The sequence below is a fragment of the Halomonas sp. HAL1 genome, assembly GCF_030544485.1.
In the GTDB taxonomy this organism is placed as follows: domain Bacteria; phylum Pseudomonadota; class Gammaproteobacteria; order Pseudomonadales; family Halomonadaceae; genus Vreelandella; species Vreelandella arctica.
In genome coordinates, this window is the sequence record NZ_CP130610.1 from 3,779,904 (window position 1) to 3,792,103 (window position 12,200).

The following is a 12,200-nucleotide window of genomic DNA, read 5'->3' on the forward strand; positions in this document are numbered from 1 at the left end:
CTTAATGCTAGCCTGATAGCGTGCGCGCGTTACTCCATATGCAACAGCGTATAAAGCGCTTCGCTGGCGTGACGCTCATCGCGCTCGTCAATACTGCCCACCCCCATTTCACGATCATTGTCATACACCACAAAGACACGCTCATGATCCAGCACCGCCAGACCTTCTGCCTTGTGCTCAAATTCAAAAGGAGTGCCGTCCATCCCGAGTATCAAGGCAGGCGGCTCGCCAGTGGTAAGGTTATCCAGCTCCATCAGCCATAGGTAGCCGCCAATGCGTACGACGTTATCAACCTCCGTTTCAAAGCTGGTCATCAGATAAAGCTGATGGTGGTAAGGGTCATACTCAAGACTCGACAACCCGCACTCAATCGCTACTCCTTCATGCTCAGTCGGTTCAAAAGCGTAGAGTTCGCGCAACTCATCGATAAACTCGAGGTTGCCGGACGCATTCACAACATAGTGGGCGCCGACCACACGGCTCACATAGGCGAAGTCATCATGGCGCTGCCCCTGCTCGCGTACGCCGAAAAGCAGTAGCCCATCGCCTAGTTCGCCCGGTACTGCGGCAAGTCCTTCAATCTTGTAGTAAGGCAAACCAATCGCATTATTCAACTTGTTGCGTAACTCAAGCGAGCCTTCAACCCCGTCACGCGGGTCAGGGTCCACCGCCTGCACCTTTTCAGGCTCACCCAGCGGCCAAATCAATAAATGATTGTAGGCATTTAGATCATGGGTCACGTCATCAATGCGATCAAAACCCGTCGTGGCCAATACATGTTTACCATCAGCGGTCAGGGCGAAGTCTTCATACTTCACCGCCCGCTTGATCAGCGGCGTTGTAAAATACTCAAGCTGCGAATCATCCGGCCCGTCATCCGTCATGGGCAAGGCAAAGACCGCGGAACGATGCTCACCAGGAATCGGCTTATCGCTGGCCAGCAGTAACCGCTCACCGTCGTACATAACCGCCGAGACTTCTGCGTTGGCGAGTTTGCCCTGCTCATCGCGAAGGCCAACGGGGAAGCAGTGAATACTGCCCTGCTGCAAGATTCTGGCTTTCTGCATCGTTATGCTCCTTTGGGAAGTCTTTAACAGAGACAGTGCCTATGCTGAAAAACTCCATTATTCAAATAGTCACTGCTGTGAGACGGGTAGCGATCACCACGATATCACTCCAGCACTACTCAAAACGCTCATAAAAAAACCCGCATCCTGTGAACTGCACCCCAAAAGTTGGACACTCATCCAGCGATTGGGGTGTTTTTCATGGCGAAGTATAAGGAAGCGTTCAAGCTATTAGTCGTACAGCGCTACACAGAAGGACAAGAGGGTTATAGGAGGCTGGCCAAGCAGTACGGTCTTGACCATGCCACCGTCAGGCGTTGGGTGAAAAGCTATGAACAGCATGGCCTGAGCGGCCTGCAGAAGAAGTCCAGCCGCTACAGCGCTGAGTTCAAATTGTCGGTGTTGCAACGGATGAGACAAGAGGATCTCTCAGCCCGACAAGCGATTGCCCTGTTCGATATCCGAGGTGGAGTGGGGGTCGTACGGCGGTGGGAAAGTCAGTATCATGAAGGAGGCTTCCAGGCGCTGGAGCCTAAAGCCCGAGGTCGCCCGACGAAGATGCCCACAGCAGAGCCCCCAAGCCCCCACTTCCAGTGACTGAAAAGAGCTCGCTGGAGCAGCTGCTCCAAGAGAACGAATACTTGCGTGCTGAGGTGGCCTACCTAAAAAAATTGAGGGCCTTGCGTCAGTCCAAAGAGCAAGCCGCGCAGAAAAAGCGCGAGTAGTCCTTGAACTGAAGCAAGGCCACCCTTTGCCGGTGCTGCTAAAAGTCGCCGAACTGTCGCGTAGCACCTTCTATTATCAGGTAAGTGTTCAGCAGCTGGATGATCGGCATGCGGGTCTGAAGCGTCGAATTCATGCCCTCTACGAGCGTCACAAAGGGCGCTACGGCTATCGCCGCATCACAGCAGCGTTGCGCCAGGCGGGAGAGCAGGTCAACCACAAGACAGTCCAACGCCTCATGCAGCACCTTGGGCTGAAGTCGTTGGTACGCCTGAAGAAATACCGCTCCTATCGTGGCCAGCAGGCCAGTGTTCCCAACCTTCTTGCCCGTCAGTTTCAGGCTGAACGCCCCAACCAACGGTGGGTCACCGACGTCACGGAGTTCAATGTCCGAGGCGAGAAGCTGTACCTGTCGCCCGTGATGGACCTCTATAACGGGGAAATTGTGTCTTACACCATGCAGAAACGACCACAGTTCTCGCTGGTAGGGGAGATGCTGAACAAAGCCTTGGCCAAGCTGACCGACCAAGACGCGCCGCTGCTGCATTCCGACCAAGGTTGGCAATATCAGATGCCTGCCTACCGGCGCAAGCTCGCCGAGCATGGGGTGATCCAGAGCATGTCACGCAAGGGAAATTGCCTGGATAATGCCGCGATGGAGAGCTTCTTTGGAACGCTGAAGTCTGAATATTTCTACCTGAATCGGTTCGCCACTATTGAGCAGTTACAGGCGGGCATCCGACACTATATCCATTACTATAACCACGAGCGTATTAAGACCAAACTAAAAGGCCTGAGTCCGGTGCAGTACCGGAATCAGGCCTTGGCCGCTTAGTTGTTCACTGTCCAAGTTTATGGGGTCAGTTCACCTGGGATGCGGGTTATTTGCTAGCACTAACGTGTTTAGTGCTTACGCGACATCAAAGCGGTCCGCGTTCATCACTTTCGTCCAGGCGGCGACGAAGTCTTTAACAAACTTCTCGTCGTTATCGTCCTGGGCGTAGACTTCCGCGTAGGAACGCAGCAGCGAGTTAGAACCGAACACCAGGTCAACGCGAGAAGCGGTCCACTTAACGGCATCCGTTTGACGATCACGGATCTCGTAGGTGTTTTTACTCACCGGCTTCCAGGTGTTGCCCATATCGGTCAAGTTGACGAAGAAGTCGTTGGTCAACTGGCCTTCACGGTCAGTGAATACGCCATGCTTGGTGCCACCATAGTTGGTGCCCAGTACACGCATGCCGCCGAGTAACACGACCATTTCTGGACCAGTCAGCCCCATCAACTGCGCGCGATCCAGCAGCAGCTCTTCCGGCTTCACGACGTAGTCTTTCTTCTGCCAGTTACGGAAACCATCAGCCAGCGGCTCTAGCGGCTCAAAGGATTCGCCGTCGGTCATCTCGGCAGAAGCGTCGCCACGGCCCTTCAGGAAAGGTACGCGAACGTCATAGCCTGCGGCTTTAGCGGCTTTTTCGATCGCTACGCTGCCGGCCAGAACGATGACGTCGGCAAGGCTAGCGCCGGTGTCGGCAGAAATTTTCTCGTACACGGCTAAGACGCTGGCGAGACGCGCAGGCTCGTTGCCTTCCCAATCCTTCTGGGGCGCCAAGCGAATGCGTGCACCGTTGGCACCGCCGCGCATATCAGAGCCGCGGTAAGTGCGCGCGCTGTCCCACGCGGTGCTAACCATGTCGCTGATGCTCAGGCCGGCGTCGGCGATTTTCTGCTTAACCACTTCTTCGCTGTAGTCGGTGCTACCAGCAGGAATCGGATCTTGCCAGATCAAGTCTTCAGCGGGCACTTCCGGGCCGATATAGCGTGCTTTCGGGCCTAGGTCACGGTGGGTCAGCTTGAACCACGCCTTGGCGAAGGACTTCTTGAAGTACTCTGGATCCGCCATGAATTTTTCACAAATGGCGCGGTAGGTCGGATCCACCTTCATGGCCATATCCGCATCGGTCATGATCGGATTGTGGCGGATAGAGGGGTCGCTGGCGTCAACCGGCTTATCCTCTTCCTTAATGTCGATAGGCTCCCACTGGTGGGCACCGGCCGGGCTTTTGCGCAGTTCCCACTCGTGCCCAAACAATAGGTCGAAATAGCCCATGTCGAACTTGGTGGGGTGAGTGGTCCAGGCGCCTTCGATGCCAGATGTAACGGCATTGCTCGCCTTGCCACCCATGGTCGGATTGCCCCAGCCAAAGCCCTGGTTCTCGACATCAGAAGCTTCTGGCTCAGCCGCCAGCGCTGCCGCGTCGCCGTTACCGTGGCACTTACCCACTGTGTGACCACCGGCAGTCAGGGCCGCGGTCTCTTCGTCGTTCATTGCCATGCGGGCGAAGGTTTCGCGTATCTGCTGGCCGGTCTTCAGCGGGTCGGGGACACCGTTAACACCTTCAGGGTTAACGTAAATAAGCCCCATCTGAACCGCAGCAAGCGGGTTTTCCATAGTTTCAGGCTTTTCAACGTCGCCGTAACGCTCGTCGGAAGGCGCCAACCACTCTTTCTCATCGCCCCAGTAGATGTCTTTTTCGGGTTCCCAGATATCTTCGCGGCCGAACGAGAAACCGTAAGCAGGCAGACCCATGGATTCGTAGGCAACGGTTCCGGCCAGGATCATCAGATCGGCCCAGCTGATCTTGTTGCCGTACTTCTTCTTGATTGGCCACAGTAGACGACGCGCCTTATCAAGGCTGACGTTGTCCGGCCAGGAGTTGAGTGGTGCAAAACGCTGGCTACCGGTACCACCACCGCCACGACCGTCAGCAAGACGGTAGGTGCCAGCAGAGTGCCATGCCATGCGGATCATGAGACCGCCGTAGTGACCCCAGTCAGCTGGCCACCACGATTGGCTGTCAGTCATCAGCGCGTGGACGTCTTGCTTAAGCGCGTCAAAATCGAGCTTTCTGACCTCTTCCCGATAGTCAAAATCGGCATCCATCGGGTTTGATTTGCGGTCTTGCTGGTGCAAGATATCCAGGTTAATCCCTTCCGGCCACCAGTCTTTATTAGACGTGCCCGTGGAGGTATTACCACCATGCATTACAGGACATTTACCACTCATAGCTCTCTCCCTCTCACTTCATTTTGTCTTAGTTGCTTTTGTCTTGGTTACGTTTGAAATAATAGCTTCCAAGTCAACTGACAGTGAGCGTCCTTGCACTCATCTAATGGTCAACCAGTGTCTTGCCATAAAAGGACGCTTCACTTACCTGATACTGTTTTAAAGCAGATATGTGATAGGCACAATTTGCTTTTTGTGACCGCTCTAATAGTTTTTACCCATCACAGCTTAATTAACATCTTTAGCGGGCAAACTCCTCGGTATCGATATCCGCCTGCTGCGCTTCGCTGTAGCGAGCCCCTGCGACCTGGTCTGGCGTCATCATGGCATCCAACTGCTGCATTGTGGTGACATCAAGGCGCAGTGTTTCCGCGGCTAAATTTTCGCGCATGTGGCCAGGTGAGCGAGTTCCCGGAATGGGAATAATATCGTCGCCTTTGGCCTTCAGCCATGCCAGCGCCAGTTGCCCCGGCGTCACGCTGAAGGCCTGCGCCAGCGCCGCAAGGCGTTCAAATAATTTGATATTATGCGGGTAGTTGTCGGTGCTGAAACGCGGCATGTTACGGCGCATATCGCCCTCTTCAAGACGCGTTGGGTCTTGAATGGCGCCGGTTAAGAAGCCGCGTCCCAGAGGACTAAAAGCGACCATCGCCGCGCCCACCTCTCGGCATGCATCAATCAGGGCGATCTCAGGGTTGCGCGTCCACAGCGAGTATTCAGACTGTACGGCGGCGATAGGATATTCAGCTGCCGCACGGCGCAACGTTAGCGCAGAGATTTCCGACAACCCCACGCCTCCAATTTTGCCCTCTTCCATCAAGCGCCCCAGCGCGCCGACGCTCTCTTCAATGGGGACCTGGCGATCCAAGCGGTGCAGGTAGTAGAGATCCAAATGGTCGGTACGCAGGCGCGCAAGGCTTGCTTCGCACTGTTTGCGCAGCGTTTCCGGGCGGCCATCAATGACACGTTTGCCTGACTCAGGGTCCATCGCCATGCCGCATTTACTGGCCAGAAAGAGCTGGTGCCGCTTGCCCTCCAGGGCGCGCCCGACCACTTTCTCATTGGCCGTGGCGCCGTACAGGGTGGCGGTGTCAAAGTGGCGATAGCCCATATCAAAGGCCTCATCCAGCGCTCGTAAGGCCGCGCTTTCCGGCACAATGCTGCCGTAGCCGTGGGAGAGGTTCATACAGCCCAGGCCAATCGAAGGGGCATTAACAGCGTTAAGGCGTTGGAAAAAACTCGACATAGAAACTCCCGTCTTTCAAGAACCGTTTTATAACGTTTCACCGCCAAACTGCAACGCGGCTAAATGACGATAAAGCGGGCTGGTGGTAATTAATTCGTCATGGGTGCCCGCTGCGATCAGCTTTCCACCATCAAGCACTAGCAAACGGTCAGCAGCGATAACCGTCGCCAGCCGGTGGGCGATCACTATGCTGGTGCGCCCGACCATTAGTCTGTCCAGCGCCTGCTGCACCAACCGCTCGCTCTCCGCATCCAGCGCGCTGGTGGCTTCATCCAACAACAACACGGCAGGATTTTTAAGCAGCGCCCGAGCGATAGCGAGCCGCTGGCGCTGGCCGCCGGAGAGCTGCACCCCACCGGGGCCAAGCGGTGTATCGAAGCCTTGGGGGAGCGCGTCGATAAAGTCGAGGGCGCTGGCATCCTGGGCGGCGATACGCAGCCTTTCACTATTCGCTTCAGGATCGCCGTAGCGCAAATTGTCGGCCACCGAGCCACTAAACAGCACCGGCTCCTGGGCTACCAGCCCCATGGCACTGCGTAAAGCAGCAAGCTCTAAGGTGCGGATATCACTGCCATCAAGGCTGATACGCCCTTGGCTAGGGTCATAAAAGCGCAGCAACAACGCCAAGAGGGTGCTTTTACCTGCCCCCGAAGGCCCCACCACCGCTACCCGTTCTCCCGGCTTAATATGCAGATCAAACCCTTCCAGTGCTGGGGTTTCCCGGCCGGGGTAGGTGAAGCTGACGTTCTCTAGCACAATGTCACCCTGCGAAGGTACCGGTAGGTGATGGGGATTCGCGGGTGACTGGATAGCGGGCTGCGTATCGAGCAGCTCCAATAAACGCTCCGCTGCTCCCGCTGCGCGCTGCACATCACCCGCGACTTCAGCCAGCGTCGCAATAGCCCCCGCCGCCAACACGGCATAAAAAATAAACGCCGATAGCTCGCCCGCACTCATGGTGCCATCTAACACCGCCTGGCCACCCTGCCAGAGCATTAAGCCAACCGCAGTAAACACCACTAGCATGGCGATACCGGTCAACCAAGCGCGCTGCTGAGTACGCTCTACGGCGCTGCCGAACGCCTGCTCCACGCGCTGACCGTAGTGGGTTTTATCTGCTGCTTCATGGGTAAACGCCTGGAGGGTTCGAATACCACTCAGCGCCTCTTCGGCATAGCGGCCAAGTTCGGCCACGCGATCCTGGCTGGTGCGCGAAAGTCGCCGCACCCGCCGGCCGTACCAGACAATGGGCAGAAGAGTAGCGGGGATGCCAATCAGCACCATCGCCGAGAGCCACGGTTGGGTGATCAGCATTAGCACCACGGCGCCTACCAGCATGACCAGGTTACGCAGCGCCAGCGATACCGAGGAGCCAAACAGGCTCTGAAGCACGCTGGTATCTGCGGTTAATCGTGAAGCGATCTCTCCGGCGGCACGGCCGTCGCTTGCGCTCTCAAAAAAACTGGGCTCCAGGGTAAGTAAATGATCAAACACGCGCTGGCGTAAGTCCGCAGCCAAGCGCTCGCCAATCCAGGTCACTTGGTAGTAACGCAGCGCGGAGGCAAACGCCAGCACCGTTACTACCACCAGCATCAACACCAACGCTTGGGCTAATGCTTGCTCATCGGCGGCTAAAAATCCGCGGTCGATCACTAAACGCAACCCGTTACCCAGTAGCAGCACGCTGCCCGAAGCCAATAAAAGCGCCAGACCCGCCAAGGCCAAACGTAGTCGATAAGGACGTAGCAGCCCCAGCAAGCGCAACAGCACGCGGGGGTTAGGGCGTTGATTCATGGAAGTAAGTGCTCAACAAAGAGAGGCAGTACTCGACCATAGCAGGAGTGTCAGTGCCATGCACAGAATCAAAAAAGCCCGCGATCTCTCGCGGGCTCAGGACCGAATGGTTAGGTCTAATCAATCAACGGCAGCAGCGTATTCAAGCTGTCCCGGGCATCGCCGTAGAACATGCGCGTGTTCTCTTTGAAGAACAGCGGGTTCTCGATACCGGAGTAGCCAGTGCCCTGGCCGCGCTTGCTGACAAACACCTGCTTCGCCTCCCATACCTTCAATACCGGCATACCGGCGATGGGGCTATTGGGATCTTCTTCAGCCGCAGGGTTCACGATGTCGTTGGAGCCAATCACGATCACCACGTCGGTGGTGGCGAAATCGTCGTTGATTTCATCCATCTCCAACACGATGTCGTAAGGTACTTTGGCTTCCGCCAGCAGCACGTTCATGTGCCCTGGTAAGCGGCCCGCGACCGGGTGAATACCGAAGCGCACGGTCTTGCCCGCGGCACGAAGCTTGCGCACCAAATCGCTCACCGCCGTTTGCGCCTGGGCCACGGCCATACCGTAGCCCGGTACGATAATCACGCTGTCGGCATCGTTCAGGGCGCTCGCTACGCCCCCGGCGTCAATCGCCACCTGCTCGCCTTCGATCTCCGCCGCGGGCCCTTGGCTGCCACCAAAGCCGCCCAAAATGACGTTGACGAAGTTGCGGTTCATCGCCTTACACATGATGTAAGAGAGAATCGCACCCGATGAACCCACCAGCGCGCCGGTGACAATCAGCAGATCGTTGGAGAGCGTGAAGCCGATAGCGGCCGCCGCCCAGCCGGAGTAGCTGTTGAGCATGGAGACCACCACGGGCATATCGGCCCCGCCAATCCCCATGATCAGGTGGTAGCCGATAAAGAATGCCAGCGCCGCCAGCACAATCAGCGTCCAGAAACCTGCACCGTTCAGGTAGAGAATCGCCAGCAGCAGCGAGAGTACCGCCGCCCCGGCGTTAAGCATATGCCCGCCGGGCAACTGACGAGGCTTACCATCCACTTTACCCGCCAACTTACCAAAGGCGACCACCGAACCGGTGAAGGTGACGGCGCCAATAAAGATGCCTAGCACCACTTCAACCTGCAGGAACATCAGCTCGTCAGGGGCTTTGGTGGCGACCAGCGCGGCAAAGGCGGAGAACTGGTCCAACGACGCCTCGGCGGCACGCGCAGCCATTACCCTGCGGCGCTCTAGGTCTGCGCTCCAAGCCACCAATACCGCGGCCAAGCCCACAAAGCTATGCAGCGCTGCGACCAACTGGGGCATTTCGGTCATTTCGACCTTGCCCGCCACGTAGGCACCAATACCAGCGCCAATCAGCATCATCGGAATCAGCCACCAGTAACCGCCAATGCCTGGGCCGAGGGCAGTGAAGAACACCGCCACCGCCATGCCCACGATGCCGTACCACACGGCCCGCTTGGCTTTCTCCTGGTTACTCAAGCCGCCCAGCGACAGAATAAACAGTACGCTCGCCGCGATTGCCGCGGCAGATACGAATCCTTGCTCTAACATATCGTCTCTCCGCCGCTTAGGATTTTTGGAACATGGCCAGCATCCGGCGTGTCACCAGGAAGCCACCCACGATATTGATTGACGCGATCAGCACCGAGATCGCCGCCAGCACGCTCACCACTGCGCTGCCGGAGCCAATCTGCAGAATCGCCCCCAAAATAATGATGCCTGAAATCGCATTGGTTACCGCCATTAGCGGGGTATGCAGCGAGTGGCTCACTTTCCAAATCACCTGGAAACCGATAAAACAGGCCAGTACAAAGACAATGAAGTGCTGCATAAAGGACGCCGGCGCCACTTGGCCCAGCAGCAACATCAGTACGCCGCCAACCGCCAATAGGCTCACCTGACGCTTGGTTTGCGCTTTGAAGGCGGCCAGTTCAGTGGCCTTTTTCTCTTCCGGCGTAGGCTCTTTCTCTTTCTTCTTGGGTTTTGAGGCGCCAATCGCTTTCACTTTGGGCGGCGGCGGCGGGAAGGTGATTTCGCCCTGATGCGTCACCGTGGCACCACGGATGACGTCGTCGTCCATATTGTGATTGATCACACCCTCTTTCTCGGGTGTCAGGTCAGTCAACATATGGCGGATATTGGTGGCGTAGAGCAGCGATGACTGCGTTGCCATGCGGGAAGGGAAGTCGGTATAACCGATCACCACGACGCCGTTATCCGATACCACGCGCTCATCAGGCTTGGTCAGGTCGCAGTTACCGCCCTTCTCGGCGGCCAGATCAATAATCACCGAGCCCGGCTTCATGGCTGCGACCATATCTTCCAGCCACAGCTTGGGCGCCGGTTTGCCGGGAATCAGCGCGGTGGTAATCACGATATCCACGTCCGGCGCCTGCTCGCGGAAGCACTCAAGCTGCTTCTCGCGGAACTCCGGGCTTGAGGGCGAGGCGTAGCCACCGCTTTCGGAACCGTCCTGGCTATCCTCGAAATCGAGGAACAGGAATTCGGCGCCCATGGATTCAATCTGCTCAGAAACCTCGGGACGCACGTCAAAGGCGCGCACGACGGCGCCCAGGCTGGTAGCCGTACCGATCGCCGCCAAACCGGCCACACCGGCACCAATCACCAACACTTTGGCTGGAGGCACTTTACCCGCCGCGGTTACCTGTCCTGTGAAGAAGCGACCAAAGTTATTGCCCGCCTCGATCACCGCGCGGTAGCCGGCAATATTGGCCATGGAGGAGAGCGCATCCATTTTCTGCGCCCGTGAAATCCTCGGCACCATATCCATGGCAATCACGGTGGCGCCCTGGGCCTTGCACTTTTCCAGCAGCGCTTCGTTTTGCGCTGGCCAGAAGAAGGCAATCAGCGTTTGACCTTCACGCAGCCGCTCGGCCTCTTCATCAGAGGGCTCGCGGACTTTAATGACCACCTCAGCGTCGCGCCAGAGTGCATCGGCACCCTCCACCACGGTAACGCCAGCATCGCGATAAGTGTCGTCATTAAAGCCCGCGGCCAAGCCAGCGCCGGTTTCCACTAAGCACTCGTGGCCTAGCTTCTGAATCTGTTTGGCGCTCTCAGGGGTCAGCGCGACACGCGCTTCCCCCCGGGCACTCTCCTTCGGTGCACCTATTTTCACTCGCGTTCTCCTTTTATTTATCTTTCTACCCCGCCAAAACCAAACCATAGCGCGGCACTGCTAACGACGTCATAAATAACACCTATTAGCAGTCTAGGATCTTACGGCGTGCCTGCCAGATACTATTCAACCTTTGATTCAACTGGGTTGTATAACGACAACATAAGCGAGTTTGTGTAGTGCCATCACTCTGGAAGGCTCTTCTCTTTTTGATGGTTAAACCCCTTAGCAAACTCAGTCAGCACCTCGTAGAGCCACGCGTTGGCCGGTTCATTGGCATATAGTCCATGCTGAATCAGCGTCATTTTGAGTGCGGGCAACTCTTTCGGCGGCTCCACCAAGCGCACCGGCAGCATGGTCACAAAACGCTCCGCCATTTGGCGCGGCAGGGTCATGATCGCTCCCGTCAGCGCCACCACGCGGGCGGCGGCAATGTAGTTAAGGTTTTTAGAGATCACTCGCCGGGTTAAGCCGTGCTGCGCTAAACAACTATCAATATTACTGGGCAGCAGACCGCTGATATCCGCCAGTTCAACATGGGCTTCTTGGGCAAACTGCGCAATATCCAGCGCCTCGCCTACGCGCTCATTAAGGCTAGCGGCTAGGCAGACTAATTCCTCATCCATCCAAGGTGTCTGAATCACACCACTAGGTAGCGCACTCTGACTATCCAGCCCTACCACCATATCCACATGGCGCTGCTCTAGCCCTTCACTTAAAACGTCGGGAGTAATCAGCTCGATGGAAAAGCTAATGTCCGGTGCGTAGGCCAGCAGCTGGCTAAGAAAAGGCGGGTACATTACCTCTTCAAAATAATCGGTGGTGGCCAGCGTAAAGCGTCGAGTGCTATTGGCAGGTGAAAACATCGCAGGTGGCGCCAACCCCTTACGCAATAGTGCCAGCGCCTGCTGTACCACAGGTTGCAGCGCCTGGGCGCGGGGCGTTGGCTGCATGCCAGTTTCGGTACGAATGAACAGCGGGTCATCCAACGATTCACGCAAGCGCTTGAGCGCATGACTCAAGGCGGGTTGGCTTAAAAAGAGCCTTTCTGCCGCTCGGGTAACGTGACGTTCGCGCATAAGCGCCTCGAAAACCAATAGCAGATTTAGATCGAAATGGCGTAGCGAACGCATAAGTCACCATCATTCACAAAAAGAAT

7 protein-coding genes and 1 pseudogene are annotated in these 12,200 nt (G+C 56.7%); 1 reads left to right on the forward strand and 7 read right to left on the reverse strand.

Going from position 1 to position 12,200, the window contains the following annotated elements:
* Nucleotides 1–29: 29 nt before the first annotated feature.
* Nucleotides 30–1,067 (reverse strand): hypothetical protein, encoded by a 1,038-nt coding sequence (locus Q3Y66_RS17610; protein WP_008958180.1) that lies wholly within the window; start codon nucleotides 1,065–1,067, stop codon nucleotides 30–32.
* 201 nt (nucleotides 1,068–1,268) lie between these two features.
* On the opposite strand from Q3Y66_RS17610, the pseudogene Q3Y66_RS17615 reads away from it, so the two are divergent.
* Nucleotides 1,269–2,625 (forward strand): annotated as a pseudogene (locus Q3Y66_RS17615) (IS3 family transposase).
* A gap of 75 nt (nucleotides 2,626–2,700) precedes the next feature.
* Here the strand turns inward: Q3Y66_RS17615 and katG are convergent.
* The 6 genes from katG to Q3Y66_RS17645 all read right to left on the reverse strand — a co-directional run bounded on the left by katG (nucleotide 2,701) and on the right by Q3Y66_RS17645 (nucleotide 12,174).
* Complete coding sequence (katG, locus tag Q3Y66_RS17620; protein ID WP_008956106.1) at nucleotides 2,701–4,854, reverse strand: catalase/peroxidase HPI; 2,154 nt, start codon at nucleotides 4,852–4,854, stop codon at nucleotides 2,701–2,703.
* Nucleotides 4,855–5,095: 241 nt separating this feature from the next.
* A complete protein-coding gene (locus Q3Y66_RS17625) occupies nucleotides 5,096–6,100 on the reverse strand; it encodes an aldo/keto reductase (RefSeq protein WP_008956105.1) in 1,005 nt (334 codons plus the stop codon).
* Between the two features lie 27 nt (nucleotides 6,101–6,127).
* Nucleotides 6,128–7,894 (reverse strand): ABC transporter transmembrane domain-containing protein, encoded by a 1,767-nt coding sequence (locus tag Q3Y66_RS17630; RefSeq protein ID WP_008956104.1) that lies wholly within the window; start codon nucleotides 7,892–7,894, stop codon nucleotides 6,128–6,130.
* Nucleotides 7,895–8,010: 116 nt separating this feature from the next.
* Nucleotides 8,011–9,453 (reverse strand): NAD(P)(+) transhydrogenase (Re/Si-specific) subunit beta, encoded by a 1,443-nt coding sequence (locus Q3Y66_RS17635; protein WP_008956103.1) that lies wholly within the window; start codon nucleotides 9,451–9,453, stop codon nucleotides 8,011–8,013.
* 16 nt (nucleotides 9,454–9,469) lie between these two features.
* Nucleotides 9,470–11,041, reverse strand: coding sequence for a Re/Si-specific NAD(P)(+) transhydrogenase subunit alpha (locus Q3Y66_RS17640; protein ID WP_008956102.1), 1,572 nt, complete (start codon nucleotides 11,039–11,041; stop codon nucleotides 9,470–9,472).
* A 185-nt stretch (nucleotides 11,042–11,226) separates the two neighbouring features.
* On the reverse strand, nucleotides 11,227–12,174 hold the full coding sequence (locus Q3Y66_RS17645) for a LysR family transcriptional regulator (RefSeq protein WP_008956101.1): 948 nt from the start codon (nucleotides 12,172–12,174) through the stop codon (nucleotides 11,227–11,229).
* Between the last annotated feature and the right edge of the window lie 26 nt (nucleotides 12,175–12,200).

Bases quoted from the DNA above. Each gene is read 5' to 3' on its own strand.
- katG (WP_008956106.1), bottom strand. From the start codon at position 4,854: ATGAGTGGTAAATGTCCTGTAATGCATGGTGGTAATACCTCCACGGGC.
- Q3Y66_RS17610 (WP_008958180.1), bottom strand. From the start codon at position 1,067: ATGCAGAAAGCCAGAATCTTGCAGCAGGGCAGTATTCACTGCTTCCCC.
- Q3Y66_RS17625 (WP_008956105.1), bottom strand. From the start codon at position 6,100: ATGTCGAGTTTTTTCCAACGCCTTAACGCTGTTAATGCCCCTTCGATT.
- Q3Y66_RS17645 (WP_008956101.1), bottom strand. From the start codon at position 12,174: ATGCGTTCGCTACGCCATTTCGATCTAAATCTGCTATTGGTTTTCGAG.
- Q3Y66_RS17635 (WP_008956103.1), bottom strand. From the start codon at position 9,453: ATGTTAGAGCAAGGATTCGTATCTGCCGCGGCAATCGCGGCGAGCGTA.
- Q3Y66_RS17630 (WP_008956104.1), bottom strand. From the start codon at position 7,894: ATGAATCAACGCCCTAACCCCCGCGTGCTGTTGCGCTTGCTGGGGCTG.